The 15705-nt window shown below is 69.2% G+C and carries 21 protein-coding genes; 5 read left to right on the forward strand and 16 right to left on the reverse strand.

Going from position 1 to position 15705, the window contains the following annotated elements; translation table 11 throughout:
- Positions 1 to 32: 32 nt before the first annotated feature.
- A complete protein-coding gene (locus V2S05_RS05615; RefSeq protein WP_413634336.1) occupies positions 33 to 1538 on the forward strand; it encodes a gluconokinase in 1506 nt (501 codons plus the stop codon).
- Between the two features lie 54 nt (positions 1539 to 1592).
- Here the strand turns inward: V2S05_RS05615 and V2S05_RS05620 are convergent, their stop codons facing one another.
- From V2S05_RS05620 to infC, 8 genes are all read right to left on the reverse strand, one after another.
- Positions 1593 to 2528, reverse strand: coding sequence for an amino acid ABC transporter permease (locus tag V2S05_RS05620; protein WP_413634337.1), 936 nt, complete (start codon positions 2526 to 2528; stop codon positions 1593 to 1595).
- Positions 2525 to 3181, reverse strand: coding sequence for an amino acid ABC transporter permease (locus V2S05_RS05625; protein ID WP_271637255.1), 657 nt, complete (start codon positions 3179 to 3181; stop codon positions 2525 to 2527). The genes V2S05_RS05620 and V2S05_RS05625 overlap by 4 nt, the downstream gene beginning before the upstream one ends.
- A gap of 60 nt (positions 3182 to 3241) precedes the next feature.
- The gene (locus V2S05_RS05630) at positions 3242 to 4147 is read right to left on the reverse strand and encodes a glutamate ABC transporter substrate-binding protein (RefSeq protein WP_271637254.1); all 906 of its coding nucleotides are present in this window, start codon (positions 4145 to 4147) and stop codon (positions 3242 to 3244) included.
- A gap of 40 nt (positions 4148 to 4187) precedes the next feature.
- Positions 4188 to 4937, reverse strand: coding sequence for an amino acid ABC transporter ATP-binding protein (locus V2S05_RS05635; RefSeq protein ID WP_413634338.1), 750 nt, complete (start codon positions 4935 to 4937; stop codon positions 4188 to 4190).
- 105 nt (positions 4938 to 5042) lie between these two features.
- Positions 5043 to 5849 (reverse strand): TrmH family RNA methyltransferase, encoded by an 807-nt coding sequence (locus tag V2S05_RS05640; protein ID WP_413634339.1) that lies wholly within the window; start codon positions 5847 to 5849, stop codon positions 5043 to 5045.
- A gap of 75 nt (positions 5850 to 5924) precedes the next feature.
- Positions 5925 to 6311, reverse strand: coding sequence for a 50S ribosomal protein L20 (gene rplT / locus V2S05_RS05645; protein WP_099196063.1), 387 nt, complete (start codon positions 6309 to 6311; stop codon positions 5925 to 5927).
- A gap of 31 nt (positions 6312 to 6342) precedes the next feature.
- Positions 6343 to 6537: a 50S ribosomal protein L35 gene (gene rpmI, locus V2S05_RS05650; protein WP_071643619.1), complete on the reverse strand. Its 195-nt coding sequence runs from the start codon at positions 6535 to 6537 to the stop codon at positions 6343 to 6345.
- A 74-nt stretch (positions 6538 to 6611) separates the two neighbouring features.
- Positions 6612 to 7229, reverse strand: a complete 618-nt coding sequence (gene infC, locus V2S05_RS05655) for a translation initiation factor IF-3 (RefSeq protein ID WP_271639625.1) — start codon at positions 7227 to 7229, stop codon at positions 6612 to 6614.
- Positions 7230 to 7479: 250 nt separating this feature from the next.
- On the opposite strand from infC, the gene V2S05_RS05660 reads away from it, so the two are divergent.
- Complete coding sequence (locus V2S05_RS05660; protein WP_413635245.1) at positions 7480 to 7860, forward strand: DUF1844 domain-containing protein; 381 nt, start codon at positions 7480 to 7482, stop codon at positions 7858 to 7860.
- Between the two features lie 45 nt (positions 7861 to 7905).
- Here V2S05_RS05660 and V2S05_RS05665 read toward each other — a convergent pair whose 3' ends face one another.
- Complete coding sequence (locus tag V2S05_RS05665) at positions 7906 to 8379, reverse strand: FCD domain-containing protein (RefSeq protein WP_413634340.1); 474 nt, start codon at positions 8377 to 8379, stop codon at positions 7906 to 7908.
- Here V2S05_RS05665 and V2S05_RS05670 point away from each other — a divergent pair.
- Positions 8363 to 8650, forward strand: coding sequence for a hypothetical protein (locus tag V2S05_RS05670; RefSeq protein WP_413634341.1), 288 nt, complete (start codon positions 8363 to 8365; stop codon positions 8648 to 8650). The genes V2S05_RS05665 and V2S05_RS05670 overlap by 17 nt on opposite strands.
- Positions 8651 to 8726: 76 nt before the next feature.
- On the opposite strand, the gene V2S05_RS05675 is transcribed toward V2S05_RS05670, so the two are convergent.
- The 3 genes from V2S05_RS05675 to V2S05_RS05685 all read right to left on the reverse strand — a co-directional run bounded on the left by V2S05_RS05675 (position 8727) and on the right by V2S05_RS05685 (position 10854).
- Positions 8727 to 9530 carry an SseB family protein gene (locus tag V2S05_RS05675; RefSeq protein WP_413634342.1) on the reverse strand — a complete coding sequence of 268 codons (804 nt, stop codon included), beginning with the start codon at positions 9528 to 9530 and terminating at the stop codon, positions 8727 to 8729.
- Positions 9514 to 10260, reverse strand: coding sequence for a bifunctional 1-(5-phosphoribosyl)-5-((5-phosphoribosylamino)methylideneamino)imidazole-4-carboxamide isomerase/phosphoribosylanthranilate isomerase PriA (gene priA, locus V2S05_RS05680; RefSeq protein ID WP_271637245.1), 747 nt, complete (start codon positions 10258 to 10260; stop codon positions 9514 to 9516). Before priA ends, V2S05_RS05675 begins: the two co-directional genes overlap by 17 nt.
- A gap of 339 nt (positions 10261 to 10599) precedes the next feature.
- Positions 10600 to 10854, reverse strand: coding sequence for a hypothetical protein (locus V2S05_RS05685; RefSeq protein WP_413634344.1), 255 nt, complete (start codon positions 10852 to 10854; stop codon positions 10600 to 10602).
- A gap of 127 nt (positions 10855 to 10981) precedes the next feature.
- Here V2S05_RS05685 and V2S05_RS05690 point away from each other — a divergent pair, with 127 nt between their 5' ends.
- Complete coding sequence (locus V2S05_RS05690; RefSeq protein WP_413634346.1) at positions 10982 to 11833, forward strand: AAA family ATPase; 852 nt, start codon at positions 10982 to 10984, stop codon at positions 11831 to 11833.
- A gap of 75 nt (positions 11834 to 11908) precedes the next feature.
- Here the strand turns inward: V2S05_RS05690 and hisH are convergent, their stop codons facing one another.
- From hisH to V2S05_RS05710, 4 genes are all read right to left on the reverse strand, one after another.
- Positions 11909 to 12541 carry an imidazole glycerol phosphate synthase subunit HisH gene (gene hisH / locus V2S05_RS05695; protein ID WP_413634348.1) on the reverse strand — a complete coding sequence of 211 codons (633 nt, stop codon included), beginning with the start codon at positions 12539 to 12541 and terminating at the stop codon, positions 11909 to 11911.
- Positions 12538 to 13140, reverse strand: a complete 603-nt coding sequence (hisB, locus tag V2S05_RS05700) for an imidazoleglycerol-phosphate dehydratase HisB (protein ID WP_271637241.1) — start codon at positions 13138 to 13140, stop codon at positions 12538 to 12540. The genes hisH and hisB overlap by 4 nt, the downstream gene beginning before the upstream one ends.
- Positions 13137 to 14228, reverse strand: a complete 1092-nt coding sequence (locus tag V2S05_RS05705; protein WP_413634350.1) for a histidinol-phosphate transaminase — start codon at positions 14226 to 14228, stop codon at positions 13137 to 13139. Before V2S05_RS05705 ends, hisB begins: the two co-directional genes overlap by 4 nt.
- A 102-nt stretch (positions 14229 to 14330) precedes the next feature.
- The gene (locus V2S05_RS05710; RefSeq protein ID WP_333909420.1) at positions 14331 to 14708 is read right to left on the reverse strand and encodes a LysM peptidoglycan-binding domain-containing protein; all 378 of its coding nucleotides are present in this window, start codon (positions 14706 to 14708) and stop codon (positions 14331 to 14333) included.
- A 303-nt stretch (positions 14709 to 15011) separates the two neighbouring features.
- Between V2S05_RS05710 and lexA the strand changes: the two genes are divergently transcribed.
- On the forward strand, positions 15012 to 15698 hold the full coding sequence (gene lexA / locus V2S05_RS05715; RefSeq protein WP_271637239.1) for a transcriptional repressor LexA: 687 nt from the start codon (positions 15012 to 15014) through the stop codon (positions 15696 to 15698).
- The last annotated feature ends 7 nt before the right edge of the window (positions 15699 to 15705 follow it).

The following is a 15705-nucleotide window of genomic DNA, read 5'->3' on the forward strand; positions in this document are numbered from 1 at the left end:
GACGACGACCGACGAGTGCGACGGGATGGACGATGACCGCGAAAGAGCTGCCCACCACGCAGGCGATCACCCTGGTCTCGGCGCCCGCACCGTATGTGCTGGCGATAGACATCGGCTCGGGGTCCACGCGCTGCAGCCTGTACGACGCGTACGCCAGGCCGATCAAGAAGCGCATCGCCAAGGCGGAGCATCTGTTCATCGAAGAGGCCGACGGCACCGCCGAGATCGACGCCGATCTGATCGTCGCCGAGGTCGCCGAGGTGATCGGTCGCGTGGTCGAGGGCATCGAGCCCGGGCTCATCCGCGCGGTGGTGATGGACACCTTCGCGTCGTCCCTGGTGTGCGTCGATGCGCAGGGCGAGGCGCTGACCCCCTGCTACACGTACGCGGATTCGCGCTCGGCCCGGCGTCTGGCCGAGCTGCGCTCCCGTCTGGACGAGACCGAGGTGCACCAGCGCGTCGGGGCGCGCCTGCACACCAGCTACCACCCGCCGCGACTGCTGTGGCTCAAGGACGAGCTTCCCGATGTCTTCGCGCGCACCGCGAAGTTCCTCTCACTCGGCGAGTACGTCTACGCCAGGCTCGCCGGCATCGAGGGTGCGGCGACCTCGACGATGGCATGGGCGGGCATCCTGAACCGGCACACCTGCGAGCTCGACGAGGAGCTGCTCGCCGTGGTCGGCGTCGACCGGTCGCGCTTCGCCCCGATCGTCGACCCCGACGAGCCGATCACCGCGGTCTCCCCCGACGTCGCACGGCGGTGGCCGGCCCTCGAGGGGGCCGCATGGTTCCCCGCCGTCCCCGACGGGTACGCCTCGAACGTCGGTGTGGGCGCCTCGTCGCCGGACACGGCCGCGATGTCAGCGGCGACCTCCGGCGCGATCCGGGTGATCGTCGACGGAACTCCCGATGTTCTGCCGTCGGGCCTGTGGGCGTACCGTATCTCGCGCACGCAGTCGATCGTCGGCGGAGCGCTCAACGACGTCGGACGCGTGACGCTGTGGCTGCAGGCGACGCTCGCTCCCCTCTCGTACGCCGAGATCGACGAGCTGCTGCGTGCGGGGCCCGTAGACGGCACCCCGCTCATGCTGCCGTTCCTCACCGGTGAGCGTGCGACAGGATGGGCCGGCAGCGCCCGCGCCGCGCTGACCGGGGTGTCGTCGGCCTCGGGGCCGCGCGAGCTGTGGCGCGCGGCCGCCGAGGGCATCGCCATCTCGTACCAGCGAGTGTTCGAGCAGCTGCGCGACGTGAACCCCCGAATCGAGCGGGTGATCGCCTCGGGAGGGGTCACCGGCGCGTTCCCGTCGATGATGGCTGTGGTCGCCCAGGCGCTCGGGTTCCCCGTGCAGGTGGTCGAGGTCAAGCGCGTCACGATGCGCGGCGCCGCGGCGATCGCGCTGTCGGTGCTGCAGCCCGATCATCCCCTCGCCATCATCCCGCAGACCGCTCTCACCCGACCGGATGCCGGGCAGCGGACGTACTACGACGATCTGCGGCGGCGCTTCGACGAGGCGTACGCGGCGATCATCGCCGGCTGAGCGGCGGAACGGAAGAAGGCGCTCCCGGGATCTGGGAGCGCCTTCTCGGCCGCGTCAGAACTGGGCGGGCGGAATGCCCGAACCGGGATCGAATTTCCCGGCCCCGCGCTGCATGGCGATGACCTCGGTCACCGTGGACTCGCCGTGGATGCGTGGGTCGCCGTCGGCATCCGGGGTGTAGCCCTTGAGCTTCGCGGAGTGACGCGTGCGCACCTCGATCCACTTCGCCACGCCGGCGAGGATCAGGCAGAGCAGGATGTAGATGCCGCCGATGACGAACGCCGACTGCAGGATGGGACGGCCCTGCTGCGAGCTGAGCAGCTTCGCGTAGTAGAGCAGCTCGGGGTAGGTGATGATGAACCCCAGCGCGGTGTCCTTGAGGGTCACCACCAGCTGCGCGACGATCACGGGCAGCATGGCCCGCACCGCCTGCGGCAGCAGGATGAGGCGCATCACGCCGCTCTTGCGCAGGCCGATCGCGTACCCGGCCTCCTTCTGGCCCTTCGGCAGCGACTCGATGCCGGCGCGCAGTGCCTCGGCGAGCACCGAGCCGTTGTAGACCATCAGTCCGATGACCACGGCCCAGTACGGGTCCATGTCGACGCCGACGACGGGGAGGCCGTAGTACAGCAGCATCATGAAGACGAGAACGGGAACGGCGCGGAACAGCTCGATGATCACGCCGACCGGGATGCGCACCCAGGCGTGATCGGAGAGGCGGCCGATGGCGAGCACGAAGCCGAGCACGAGGCTCAGCACAGCGGCGAGGGCGAAGGCGCCGAGGGTCTTGCCGAGCGCGCCGAAGATGCCCTTCCAGACGTTCGCGAAGGTGAAGACATACCACTTCTGCGGCTCGAACTGGCCGGTGACGTACATCCGGTAGAGGACGAAGCCGATCGCGGCCAGCACGACGAGGATGGTGACGACCGCGAGGATGCGGTTGCGGACGATCGCCCGGGGGCCGGGGACGTCGTAGAGCACTGAGGTCATCGTGCGATCCTCCACTTGTTCTCGAGGTGGCGCTGCACCGCGCTCATCGCGAGCACCAGCACCACGAACACCACGGCGACCCAGAGCAGGACCTCCATCGGGTTGCCGGGGCGCCCCGGCGCGTCGTTGATGGTGGCCCGCAGCGCCGCGAGCTCGGCGATCGAGAAGCCGGCGGCGACGGTGGTGTTCTTCAGCAGAGCGATGAAGACGCTCATCATGGGCGGGACCACCGAGCGGAACGCCTGCGGAAGCACGACCAGGGTCATGACCTGGCCGAACGGCAGGCCGATCGCACGCGCGGCCTCCGCCTGGCCGACCGGCACGGTGTTGATGCCCGCGCGCAGCACCTCGGCGACGTAGGTGGCGGTGTAGATGCCGATGGCGAGGATGCCGAGCACGGTGTTCGACAGGTCGGGGAGCCCGAGCTGCGGATAGCCGAACACGAAGAAGAAGAAGACGAGCGTCAGCGGGGTGTTGCGGATGATGTTCACGTACGCGGTGCCCACGCCGCGGGCGATCGGCACGGGCGAGACGCGCATCGCGCCGACGACGATGCCGAGCACGAGGGCGATCAGTCCGCCCACGAAGAACACCAGCAGCGTGTTCGCGATCGCCTCACCCCACAGGTCGAGGTTTCCGAAGATGACGTCCACGCCGTCTTCCCTTCTCAGGATGGGATCGGGGCGGCCCCGTCAGGGCCGCCCCGATGGTGATCAGTACGCGTCGACCTCGGGCTGCTCGACCTTGATCCCCGAGTCGCCGAGGTTCTTGTCGAAGATGGCCTGCCAGATGTCGTTGTTCTCGGTGAACAGGTCGTTGATGTGCGTGCGCAGCACGTCATCGCCCTTGGTCAGACCGACGCCGTAGCGCTCTTCGGTGAAAAGACCGCCGGTCACCTTGACTTCGTCCGGGTACTGGGCCGCGTAGCCGATCAGGATGGCCTGGTCGGTGGTCACCGCGTCGACCTTGCCGTCGATGAGGTCCTGGACGCACGCGGAGTACAGGTCGTACTCCTGCGTCTTGATCTCGGGGAAGTTCGCCTTGATGTTCTGGATCGGGGTCGAACCGGTCGCCGAGCACACGGTCTTGCCGTTGAAGTCCTCGAGCTTGTCGGCTTCCGGGGCGTCCTTCGCGACGAGCAGACCCTGGCCGGTGATGAAGTACGGGCCGGCGAAGTCGATCTGCTCCTTGCGCTTGTCGTTGATCGAGTAGGTGCCGACGTAGTAGTCGATGTCGCCGTTCACGATCGCCTGCTCGCGGTTGGCCGAGGCGATCGGCTTGAACTCGATCTTGTCCTCGCCGTAGCCGAGCGAGGCTGCGATCCAGCGGGCGATGTCGACGTCGAAACCGGTGCGCTCACCGGTCGTCGCGTCGAGGTAGCCCAGACCAGGCTGGTCCTCCTTGACGCCGATGGTGACCTTGCCGGCCTTCTCGATCTTGTCGAACGTCGGGCTGCCGTCGAGCGTGACGTCCTTCGCCACCTCGAACAGCGGCTTGTCGCCACCGTCTCCGGCGTCTCCGCCGCCCGGGTTGCTCGGGCTGCCGCTGTTGCAGCCGGTGAGGGCGAGCAGCGCCGCCGTCGCGATTCCGATGCCTGCGAGAGCTCGTGTGCGTCGCATGTGCTTCTCCTTCTGTGCTGTGGTGCGTTTCGATGCGGGGTCAGTGGGTGAGGAGCTTGGAGAGGAAGTCCTTCGCACGGGGGCTCTTCGGGTTGGTGAAGAACTCCTCGGGAGCCGCCTCCTCGACGATCTGGCCGTCGGCCATGAAGACGACTCGGTTGGCCGCCTTGCGCGCGAAGCCCATCTCGTGGGTGACGACGATCATCGTCATGCCCTCCTTGGCGAGCTCGACCATCACGTCGAGGACCTCGTTGATCATCTCGGGGTCGAGCGCGCTGGTCGGCTCGTCGAAGAGCATCACCTTGGGGTGCATCGCGAGCGCGCGTGCGATCGCGACGCGCTGCTGCTGGCCGCCGGAGAGCTGCGCCGGCAGCTTGGACGCCTGCTGCGCGACGCCGACGCGCTCCAGCAGCGCCATGGCCTCCTTCTCGGCCTCGGCCTTGCTCTTGCCGAGCACCTTGATGGGGCCGAGGGTCACGTTCTCGAGGATCGTCAGGTGCGCGAAGAGGTTGAACGACTGGAAGACCATGCCGACCTCGGCACGCAGCTTCGCGAGCCCCTTCCCCTCGGCGGGGAGGGTCTTGCCGTCGATCCGGATCTCGCCGCTCGTGATGGTCTCGAGACGGTTGATCGTGCGGCACAGCGTCGACTTCCCCGAGCCGGACGGACCGATGACGACGACCACCTCGCCCCGGTCGACCGTCAGATCGATGTCCTTGAGGGCTTGGAACTCGCCGTAGTGCTTCTGGACGTTCTCGACCACCACGAGGGCGTCATTGCGCGCTGCCATGAGCTACAGACTAGAACAGAGCCGCGACGCGCCGCCGCGACCCCACGCGGGTTTACCGATTCGTGACCGGTGCCTCGGCGCGGTTCCGGATGCCTGGGCGCGGTCTCAGTGCGTCGCGCGCTGCGCGAAGGCCGACTCGTAGAGGCAGACGCTCGCCGCCGTCGCGAGGTTGAGGGACTCGGCGCGCCCGAAGATCGGCAGGCGCAGAGCCCGGTCGGCCTGGGAGAGCGCATCCTCGTCGAGCCCGCGCGCCTCATTGCCGAACAGCCAGGCGGTGGGCTGGGCGAGCACGCCATCGGCGCGAGCGACGAGCAGGTCGTCGCCCTTCACGTCCGCGGCCACGACGTTCATGCCGGCGGCGTGCGCCCGGCGGATCACATCGTCGAGGTCGCCGCCGACGGAGACCGGCAGATGGAAGAGGGAGCCGGTCGTCGATCGCACGACCTTGGGGTTGTAGGGGTCGACCGTGCGTCCGGTGAGCACCACGGCATCCGCTCCTGCCGCATCCGCGGCGCGGATGATGGTGCCGAGGTTGCCCGGGTCGCGCACCTCTTCGCAGATCGCGATCAGCTTGGGCTCGGCGGCGAAGATGTCCTTCACCGAAGTCGGGGTCTGGCGCGTGACCGCAACGAGCCCCTGCGGCGTCACGGTGTCGGCCATGGCGGCCAGCACCGCCTCGGTGACGTACTCGACCTCGACGCCGTGCTCGTCGGCGAGAGCGCGCACGTCGGCGTGCTTCTCCCACGCAGTGGGGGTCGCGAACAGCTCGACGATCGCGTCGGGCAGATACTGCAACGCCTCTCGCACCGACTGGGGGCCCTCGAGCAGGAACAGTCCCGTCTCGACCCTGGCGCTGCGCTTGGTCAGCTTGGCGACGGCACGGACGCGGGGAGAGCGGGGGTTCTCGAGCACGGGCCCAGTCTATCCGGGCGAGCGAACGCGAAACGGGCGCCTCCCCGAGGGGAGACGCCCGTCAGATCGCGAGGATCAGGCAGCGGCCTTCGGCGCGTTGACGTCCGAGGGCAGAGCGTTCTTGGCGACCTCGACCAGGGCGGTGAACGCGCCGGCGTCGGTCACGGCCAGGTCGGCCAGCATGCGGCGGTCGACCTGCACACCCGCGAGGCCGAGGCCCTGGATGAAGCGGTTGTAGGTGATGCCGTTCTGGCGGGCAGCGGCGTTGATGCGCTGGATCCACAGACGACGGAAGTCGCCCTTGCGCTTGCGACGGTCACGGTACGCGTAGACGAGCGAGTGGGTGACCTGCTCCTTCGCCTTGCGGTACAGGCGCGAACGCTGGCCACGGTAACCGGACGCGCGCTCGAGGATGACGCGACGCTTCTTCTGCGCGTTGACTGCGCGCTTGACTCTTGCCATTTTCGTGTGTTCCTATTCGTACGTTCGGCGCTCAGCGACCGAGAAGCTTCTTCGCGACCTTGGTGTCGGCCTTGGAGAGGACCTGGTCCTGGTTCAGGCGACGGGTGCGCCGGCTCGACTTGACCTCGAGGTTGTGGCGCATGCCGGCCTGCTGCTTCTTCAGCTTTCCGCTGCCGGTGATCTTGAAGCGCTTCTTCGCACCCGAGTGGGTCTTCTGCTTCGGCATCTTCTCTTCCTTCGTGTGGCGCCCTGGCGGGCGACGGTGGGTACCCGCTCGGAAGCGGGAGTCGGTGGGGCGGCTTACGCCGCGGACTCGTCGGTGGGACCTGCGTCCGTGCCGTTCTTCGCCTCGCGCGCGGCCTGCTTGTTCGCGGTGCGGACCGCGTTCTGCTCTGCCTTCGCCTCGGACTTGTTCTTCAGCGGAGCCACGACCATGACCATGTTGCGACCGTCGATCGTCGGGTTCGACTCGACGGTGCCGAACTCGGCGACATCCTCGGCGAACTTCCGCAGCAGACGCACGCCCTGCTCGGGACGCGACTGCTCACGGCCACGGAACAGGATCATCGCCTTGACCTTGTCACCGGCCTTGAGGAAGCCCTCGGCGCGCTTGAGCTTGGTCGTGTAGTCGTGAGCCTCGATCTTCAGACGGAAGCGAACCTCCTTGAGGATCGTGTTCGCCTGATTGCGACGCGCTTCCTTGGCCTTCTGCGCGGCCTCGTACTTGAACTTGCCGTAGTCCATGATCTTGACCACGGGCGGCTTGGAGTTGGGGGCCACCTCGACGAGATCGAGGTCGGCCTCCTGGGCCAGACGCAGTGCGGCCTCGATGCGGACGACACCGATCTGCTCACCCGCGGGACCGACGAGGCGGACCTCGGGGACGCGGATGCGCTCATTGGTACGGGGATCGCTGATGCGGAGCTCCTAAGACGTGGGTTCTCGGCCACCGGGATGCGGGCCGCATCTCGGGCGAAATCGGAGTTCTCCCCACCCGCCGGCGCGATCAGACGCACCGGCTTGTGACACCCTTTCCACCGTGACCGGCGGGGTGCTGAACCCGGTAGCCTGGAACGGCAAGCGCGGGTGGGATGAGAATCCTCTTTCGTATCGGAGCATGACACTCCGAAGCCCGCAGAAGTCTACCAGAAAGCATCCCGAAGTGACGATTCCTGCCGAGCACCACGATGACCGCCACGATCGCTGGGAGCAGCAGGAGCAGGCGGCGAGCTCCGCGACGCGCGACATCGCGGACGTTCCCGCCGTCGAGGTGATCACGACGACCGCCGTGCATCTGATGAGCGCCGCCGCCGTGAAGGTGGGGCTGGCCGACTCCCCCGAGGAGCAGACCGACCTCGACGAGGCCCGCAAGCTCATCAACGCCCTCGCAGGCCTCATCACCGCGGGAGCACCCGAGATCAGCGACATGCATGCCCGATCGCTGCGCGACGGACTGCGCTCGCTTCAGCTGGCGTTCCGCGAGGCATCCGTCATCCCCGACCCGATCGGCAAGGGCCCAGGCGAGAAGTGGACCGGCCCGGTCAACTGAAGCCGGGCCGGCTCGTACGGGTCGCACGAACCGGCAGGCGCGGGGTCAGCGCTGAGGTTCATCCCGCGCTCTCCGCCGCGCGTTCTCCAGCAGCTCCAAATTGATCCGCGCGTGTCGGCGACCGACCTCGTGCGCCTCGGCGACGTCGCGGGCGAGGATCGCACCGATGAGTCGTTCGTGGTCCTGCAGAGACCTCGACTCGAGGTCCGCCCACCCAGCGGAGTGGCCCCAGGGGTGCGCCGGCGCCGTGATGTGCATCTTCCGTTCGAGCGACAGCAGCACGTCGGAGAGGGTGGATGTGTGCGCGGCCGCCGCGATGGCGAGGTGCAGCCGTCCGTCGGCATACCGCGCTGGCGCGCCGGATGCAGCGGTGCGATACTCCTCCAGACGCTCCGAGAGGATTCGGGCGTCGGTCGCGGTATGACGTTCCGCCGCAGCAGCGGCGCTGATCGCCGCGCTCTCCCTGGTCGTCGGCATCACCGGCACGGCGCAGCAGGAGCTGTTGACGACGCTCGTCACGTTCGGCGCACTGACCGCGTACATCCTGCTCAACGTCGCCGTCATCGTGCACTTCGGCGTTCGTGGTCGGAGCAGACGGTTCTTCCTGCACTGGATCTCGCCCGTCGTCGGAACGGCCGTGCTCGCTTACGCGCTGGCGAACGCCAACCCGCATGCGCAGATCCTGGGCGCGGTGTGGCTGCTGATCGGTGCGGCGATCTCGGCGTACTGGTGGTGGCGACGACCTTCCCCGTCGGCTGCGGATCGTCAGGCGGCCACCGCAGCGAGGTGATCCTTCCCCGTCCGCCGGGAGCCGGGGAAGCATCAGGCTGACGGTCCGTGAAACCCGGCGCAGCCCGGTCGGATCGTCAGCCGCCCGAGCGGGTGAGCTTCACGGTCAGCGAGTCGACGAGCACGGCCATCCGATCATCGGCAGCCCAGCGCTGCGCGAGCCTGGCCAGCACGGCGTCCAGCGTGTCGCGCTCGAGACCGTCGACCAGCTCGAGCGTGACGATGAGCTCCGGTCCGCGCATCCGCGCATCCGGATCCCCTGCGGCGACCGACACGTCGATGACCGCGAGCTCGTGGGCGATGCTCTCGCGCAGGGCCGTGAACACCTCCGGAGAGAGGTGGCTCGGCTCCCAGCGCTGCTGCTGGGCGATCGCCCAGACGGCCGGGCGGCGGAAGACGAACTCGGTCTCGGATGCCGGATCGAGCACGATCAGGTCGGTCTGCTCGCTGGAGGCGGACAGCGCCACGCGGATCGCCTCGACGGGGATCGGGCGGGCCGAGGCATCCCACCGCCGCATCGCGTCGACGGAGGAGAAGACGGGCTGCACGCGACGGCCGTCGGGGGCGGCGACGGTGACGATCGACAGCTCCTGCGTCTTGTCGACCTTCAGCCCCGTCGGGCCGGTGCCCTCCTCGCCCTTCTCGGCGATGAGCGGCACGAGCACGCGGGCTGCCCGGAAGGCGTCGACGACCTCCGCCTGGGACCCCTCACCCGAGCGGAAGCGCAGCAGGGCCGTCAGCAGCGCGGGATCGGCGGAGCCGTCGTCGGCGGCGTGCGGGTTCGCCTCGAAGCTGCGCCCCTCCCAGGGGACGCCGGCGGAGTCGCCGCTGTTCGCGGCACCGTGCCCGTGGTCGCAGGCGTGGTCAGTCGCCGGCGACATCCAGCGCCTCGGCGAGGGTGAACTGGCCGGCGTAGAGCGCCTTGCCGACGATGGCGCCTTCGACGCCGAGCGGAACGAGCTCGCGCAGCGCGGCGATGTCGTCGAGCGTCGCGACGCCGCCGGAGGCGATCACGGGCTTGGGGGTGCGAGAGGTGATCTCGCGCAGCAGCTCGAGGTTCGGTCCGCGCAGCGTGCCGTCCTTGGTGACGTCGGTGACGACGTAGCGGCTGCAGCCCGCTTCTTCCAGGCGCTCGAGGACGTCCCAGATGTCGCCGCCCTCCTTCGTCCAGCCTCGGGCGGCGAGCGTGGTGCCGCGCACGTCGAGTCCGACCGCGATCGCGTCGCCGTAGCGGCTGATGACGTCGGCCGACCACTCCGGGTTCTCGAGCGCGGCGGTGCCGAGGTTGATGCGCGTCGCGCCGGCCTCGAGCGCGGCGTCGAGGCTCGCATCGTCGCGGATGCCCCCGGAGAGCTCGATGCTCACGCCGCGGTACTGCTTGATGACCTTGCGCAGGATCGCCGTGTTGCTGCCGCGCCCGAAGGCCGCGTCGAGGTCGACCAGGTGGATCCACTGGGCGCCTGCGTCGACGAATTCACCGGCCGCGTCGACGGGATCGCCGTAGTTCGTCTCGGTGCCGGCCTCGCCCTGCGTCAGGCGCACCGCCTTGCCGCCGGCGACATCGACCGCGGGCAGCAGGATCAGCGAGGGGGACTGTGCGAAGTCGTTCATGTCGTCCTTCGAAGGGGGTGGGTGCGGCCCGAGCGGGCACGAGAGATCAGAGTAGCCGGGCAGGGGGGCCGTCTCAAATGAGATGACGCTCGAGGCGGCAGGCGGCTGGGGTTCTCGCAGGCCCCGGCGGTACGATCGGATGCGCACGAGCGGGGGATGCTCGCCTGTGCGCTCATCACACGAAGGGACGTGAGGCATGGCCGACGCGCACAACGGCAGCGATGCAGGTCCGCTGCGCCGACGGACGAGCGCTGCACGCCGGTCATCGGCCGAGTCGGAGTCGCTGGTCTCGGAGGTGCCTCTGACCTCGTCCGACGGCCCCGTGGAGGCGCCGCGCTATCACCGTGGGACGAATGCCCGGCCCGCCGCCTCGCCGATCACCCCCGCGCCGGCTGCCGCTGCCGCGCCGACCGCTCCGGCAGCTCCGGCAGCTCCGGCAGCCGCTGCCGCGCCGACCGCTCCGGCTGCCGCGCCTACAGCTCGGGTCGCCGCGCCTGTCGCTTCGGCTGCCGCGCCCGCCGCGCGCTCGATCTCCACTGCACCGGCATCTGCGCCTGGGGCGCAGGCCGCGTCCGAATCCGCCCCGGTGTCCATCGCGCCATCCGCGCCCGCGACGTCCACTCGGCCGGCCGCGCCGGCGTCACGACGCGAACAGCGTGAGCGGCCGTCGTTCCTGCAGCACGAGCCGCGGGAGGAGCCGGCACGGACCGGCGCGCGCGGGATGCTGAACCGCATCGGGTTCTCGCTCGCCCCGGGCGCCGCCGAGCGGGCCGTGCGCGACAACGAGCTGCTCGTCAGCCAGCACTGGCCGGGCCCGCGCACCATCGCCGTCGTGAACGGCAAGGGCGGGGCGGGCAAGACCCCGACCACCGTCCTGCTCTCCGCTGTCTTCGCCCGCTTCGGCGGCGCAGGTGTGCTCGCGTGGGACAACAACCAGACCCGCGGGACGCTGGGCTGGCGCACCGATACGGGCCCGCACGACAGGACCCTGTTCGAGCTGCTCCCCGAGGCAGACCGGCTGCTGGGCGCGGGAGCGCAGTCGGCCGACCTCGCCCATTTCGTGCACCACCAGGCGCGGGAGAAGTACGACGTGCTGCGCTCGAAGCCGATGCGACTCGCGCAGGAGAACCGGCTGCGCTCTGCAGACATCGACGCGATCCATGCCGTGGCGGCGAAGTACTACCGTCTGATCCTCATCGACTCCGGAAACGACGAGTCCGATCCCATGTGGCTGCGCATGATCGACCACGCCGATCAGATCGTCGTGGCGACCACGACGCGCGACGACCACGCGGAGGCCGGCGCGCTGCTGCTCGAGGCGCTCGAGGACCGCGACGAGCGATCGGCGCGGCTCGCGCGACGTTCGGTGGTCGTCGTCACTCAGGCCGACCCCAAGGCGACTCCCGCCGATGTCGCGCAGGTGGTCGACGGATACCGCGATCTGGCGCGAGAGGTGGTCGCCATCCCGTTCGATCACGAGATGGTCGACGGCCACCTGCGACTCGGCGCTCTCGCGCCCACGACGCAGACCGCCTGGCTGGCCGCGGGAGCCGCCGTCGCACGCGGTCTCTGACTCCGACGACCCGCTCTGGCGCGGTTCTCGGCCCTCAGCCGGCCGGGAACCGCGCTCAGCGCGCCCGTGCGGCGTTCAGAGCGAGCCGATCCAGTTGCGCAGCAGCCGGATGCCCGCATCGCCCGACTTCTCGGGGTGGAACTGCGTCGCTGCGAGCGGTCCGTTCTCGACTGCCGCGATGAAGCGCTCACCGTGCGTCGCCCACGTCACCGCTGGCTGCGGGAACGGCGGGATGACATCGAGATCCCACGTCGTGGCGGCGTACGAGTGCACGAAATAGAAGCGCTCGTTCTCGATGCCGCGGAACAGCACGCTGCCCTCACCGGGTTCCACCGTGTTCCAGCCCATGTGGGGCAGCACCGGGGCATCCAGCTCGGTGACGGTGCCCGGCCACTCCCCCAACCCGTCGGCGGGCTGACCCCGCTCGACGCCTCGCGCGAACATCACCTGCATGCCGACGCAGATGCCGAGCACCGGGCGCCCGCCGGCGAGGCGACGATCGATGATCTCGTCACCGCCGTGCGCGAGCAGCGCATCGCGAACAGCGGCGAACGCCCCCACCCCGGGGACGAGCAGACCGTCGGCCTCGAGTGCGCGACTGCGGTCGCGGGTGAGCTCGACCTCGGCTCCCGCCGCGGCCAGAGCCTTCACCGCCGAGTGCACGTTGCCCGACTCGTAGTCGAAGACGACGACGCGTCGCGCGGTCACAGCGCACCCTTCGTGGACGGGATGCCCTCGACCAGCGGGTCGAGCGCCTTGGCCTGACGGAACGCGCGGGCGAACGCCTTGAACTCCGCCTCTGCGATGTGGTGCGGGTCGCGCCCGCCGATGACGCGCACGTGCACGGTCAGTCCGGCGTTGAAGGTGATGGCCTCGAACACGTGGCGCACCAGCGAGCCGGTGAAGTGGCCGCCGATGAGGTGGAACTCGAATCCCGCCGGCTCGCCGTCGTGCACGAGGAACGGGCGACCCGAGATGTCGACGACGGCCTGGGCGAGCGCTTCGTCGAGGGGGACGAGGGCGTCGCCGTAGCGGGAGATGCCCGCCTTGTCGCCGAGCGCCTCGCGGATCGCCTGGCCGAGCACGATCGAGATGTCCTCGACCGTGTGGTGCGCGTCGATATGGGTGTCGCCCGTCGCGCGCACGGTGAGGTCGGTGAGGGAGTGCTTCGCGAACGCGGTGAGCATGTGGTCGAAGAACGGCACGGTGGTGTCGATCTCGCTGCGGCCGGTGCCGTCGAGATCGACGACGACCTCGACGGTCGACTCGGACGTGCTGCGGGTTCGGCGGGCGGTGCGGTCGGTCATGACGACGATCCAATCGACGCGAGGGCTTCCAGGAATGCAGTGGTCTCGGCTTCGGTGCCCGCCGAGACGCGCAGGTGATGCGGGATGCCGACGTCGCGAATCAGCACCCCGCGCTCGTACAGCGCGCGCCAGGTCGCCTTCGGGTCGTCGACCCCGCCGAACAGCACGAAGTTCGACCAGGAGACGTGCGGCGTGTAGCCCAGCGCCTCCAGGGTGGCGGAGATCCGCTCGCGCTGCTCGACGATCTCGTCGACCATGCGCAGCATGGTCGACGCGTTGCGCAGTGCCGCGACGGCGGCAGCCTGCGTGAGGGCGCTGAGGTGGTAGGGCAGACGCACCAGACGCAGCGCGTCGATGAATGCAGGGTCGGCGGCGAGATAGCCGACCCTCGCACCGGCGAACGCGAAGGCTTTGCTCATCGTGCGCGATACCGCGAGCCGAGGACGCCCGTCGAGCAGCGTGAGCGCGGACGGCGCGTCGTGCGGGGCGAACTCCTGGTAGGCCTCATCGACGATGACGACGCCGCGTGCCGCCTCGTACACCGCCTCGATGACCTCGAGCCCGAGCGGCGTTCCCGTCGGGTTGTTCGGCGTGCAGAGGATGACGACGTCGGGGTCGACGTCGGCGACCTGCCGTGCGGCGTCATCCGGGTCGATGGTGAAGTCGTCGTGCCGCGTGCCGGCGATCCAGTGCGCACCGGTGCCCTGCGTGATCAGCGGGTACATCGAGTAGGTGGGCGCGAATCCGAACGCCGTCCGGCCTGGGCCGGCGAACGCCTGCATGATGTGCTGCAGCACCTCGTTCGAGCCGTTGCCCGCCCAGATCTGCTCGGCGGCGAGCCCGTGGCCGAGGTACTCCGCGAACGCCTCGCGCAGCGAGGTGAACTCACGGTCGGGGTAGCGATTGACGTCTCGCAGTGCAAGCGCGATGTCGTCGAGGATGTCGCTGGCGACCTCGTCGGGAACCGGATGCGTGTTCTCGTTGACGTTCAGAGCGACAGGAAGCGGCACCTGCGGGGCACCGTACGGCGTGAGCCCGCGCAGGTCGGCGCGGAGGGGCAGCTCATCGAGGGATGTCACATGCTCCATCGTAGGCCGCGCACGACGGACGCCGCCGCGGATGACGGTGCACCCTCGCCCGTCCGCCCAGGCCGAGTGGCCTCGGGCGAAGTGCGCCCTCAGTCGGCGCGATCAGTCGGCGTACTCGGTCGGGATCGCGATCGACGCGCCGACCTGGATCATGCCCGAGCTCAGGTTGTTGAGACGCCTGATGTCGTCGATGACCTCGCGGGGGTCGGAGGCGGGGGCGGCCTCAGCCGCGATCGACCACAGCGTGTCGCCGGGCAGCACCGTCACGGTCTCGAAGGCGACGGGGTCGCTCTCACCGGAGGCGAGGGCCGAGCCGCCCGCCAGCAGCGAGACGGTGATGCCGGCGATGACGGGCGCTGCGGCGAGGGTGGCGAGCAGACGGCGACCGCGCGCGGTGAGACGCAGCCGGGTCGGGACAGAACGCCGCGCAGCGGCCGCGACCGGGACGGTCAGGGGGGCCTGGATGCTGATCGTGCTCATGTGATGCTCCTCTTCACTCTCACCGCCGTCAGGCGGAGGTGGTGCAGCTTTCGCATCCGGCATCCGGCCGGGGACGCCGGATGCGAAGCTACGTTCCGAATCTATCTTCGATATCGAACATCTGTCAAGGATTCTTCGAATCGAAGGCCGCTGGATGCGCGACACGCTCGAACAGATCTTCCGTTTCGCGAGAGAACTCGGATACGGTTTCGATGAAGTCAGCCCACCATGGGCCACCGACATTCGAATCGGATCCCCGCGATGACGCGGATCCGCACCGTGTGAGGGCATGAAGGAGCACCCATGAGCGACACCCCTGAGACCGCAGCCGAGGCTCCCCGCACGCGTCGGCGCAAGAGCCTCAGCCCGAAGCAGATGGCCATCCTCGAGGTGATCCAGAGCTCGATCGCGCGCCACGGCTACCCGCCGAGCATGCGCGAGATCGGCGACGCCGTCGGTCTCAAGTCGCTCTCCAGCGTGACGCACCAGCTCGGGCAGCTCGAGCTCAGCGGCTACCTGCGCCGTGATCCCGGCAAGACCCGCGCCATGGAGGTTCTGATCGATCTCCCCGGCAGCGGTGCCGAGAACCCGGCCGACACCGCTCCCGCGGTGGGCGACGCGGCACTCGTGCCGCTCGTCGGGCAGATCGCCGCCGGAGTGCCGATCACCGCCGACCAGCAGGTGGAGGAGATCTTCCCGCTTCCCAGGCAGCTGGTCGGCAAGGGCGACCTGTTCATGCTCAAGGTCAACGGCGAGTCGATGATCGACGCGGCGATCTGCGACGGGGACTGGGTCGTCGTGCGCACGCAGAACAACGCCGAGAACGGCGAGATCGTCGCGGCCATGATCGATGGTGAGGCGACGGTGAAGACGTTCCGCCGCCGCGACGGTCACACCTGGCTCCTCCCCCGCAACTCGGCGTTCGAACCCATCCTCGGCGACGAGGCCGTCGTGCTCGGCAAGGTCGTCGCGGTGCTTCGCGCGGTCTGATCGCGCA

The sequence above is a fragment of the Microbacterium sp. OR16 genome (genome assembly GCF_047306725.1).
Taxonomy (GTDB): Bacteria; Actinomycetota; Actinomycetes; order Actinomycetales; family Microbacteriaceae; genus Microbacterium.

Bases quoted from the DNA above. Each gene is read 5' to 3' on its own strand.
- V2S05_RS05615 (WP_413634336.1), top strand. From the start codon at position 33: ATGACCGCGAAAGAGCTGCCCACCACGCAGGCGATCACCCTGGTCTCG.
- rpmI (WP_071643619.1), bottom strand. From the start codon at position 6,537: ATGCCGAAGCAGAAGACCCACTCGGGTGCGAAGAAGCGCTTCAAGATC.
- V2S05_RS05630 (WP_271637254.1), bottom strand. From the start codon at position 4,147: ATGCGACGCACACGAGCTCTCGCAGGCATCGGAATCGCGACGGCGGCG.
- V2S05_RS05690 (WP_413634346.1), top strand. From the start codon at position 10,982: ATGCTGAACCGCATCGGGTTCTCGCTCGCCCCGGGCGCCGCCGAGCGG.
- hisB (WP_271637241.1), bottom strand. From the start codon at position 13,140: ATGACCGACCGCACCGCCCGCCGAACCCGCAGCACGTCCGAGTCGACC.
- V2S05_RS05705 (WP_413634350.1), bottom strand. From the start codon at position 14,228: ATGGAGCATGTGACATCCCTCGATGAGCTGCCCCTCCGCGCCGACCTG.
- V2S05_RS05685 (WP_413634344.1), bottom strand. From the start codon at position 10,854: ATGGACACCGGGGCGGATTCGGACGCGGCCTGCGCCCCAGGCGCAGAT.
- V2S05_RS05620 (WP_413634337.1), bottom strand. From the start codon at position 2,528: ATGACCTCAGTGCTCTACGACGTCCCCGGCCCCCGGGCGATCGTCCGC.
- lexA (WP_271637239.1), top strand. From the start codon at position 15,012: ATGAGCGACACCCCTGAGACCGCAGCCGAGGCTCCCCGCACGCGTCGG.
- priA (WP_271637245.1), bottom strand. From the start codon at position 10,260: ATGAACGACTTCGCACAGTCCCCCTCGCTGATCCTGCTGCCCGCGGTC.
- V2S05_RS05710 (WP_333909420.1), bottom strand. From the start codon at position 14,708: ATGAGCACGATCAGCATCCAGGCCCCCCTGACCGTCCCGGTCGCGGCC.
- V2S05_RS05675 (WP_413634342.1), bottom strand. From the start codon at position 9,530: ATGTCGCCGGCGACTGACCACGCCTGCGACCACGGGCACGGTGCCGCG.
- V2S05_RS05635 (WP_413634338.1), bottom strand. From the start codon at position 4,937: ATGGCAGCGCGCAATGACGCCCTCGTGGTGGTCGAGAACGTCCAGAAG.
- rplT (WP_099196063.1), bottom strand. From the start codon at position 6,311: ATGGCAAGAGTCAAGCGCGCAGTCAACGCGCAGAAGAAGCGTCGCGTC.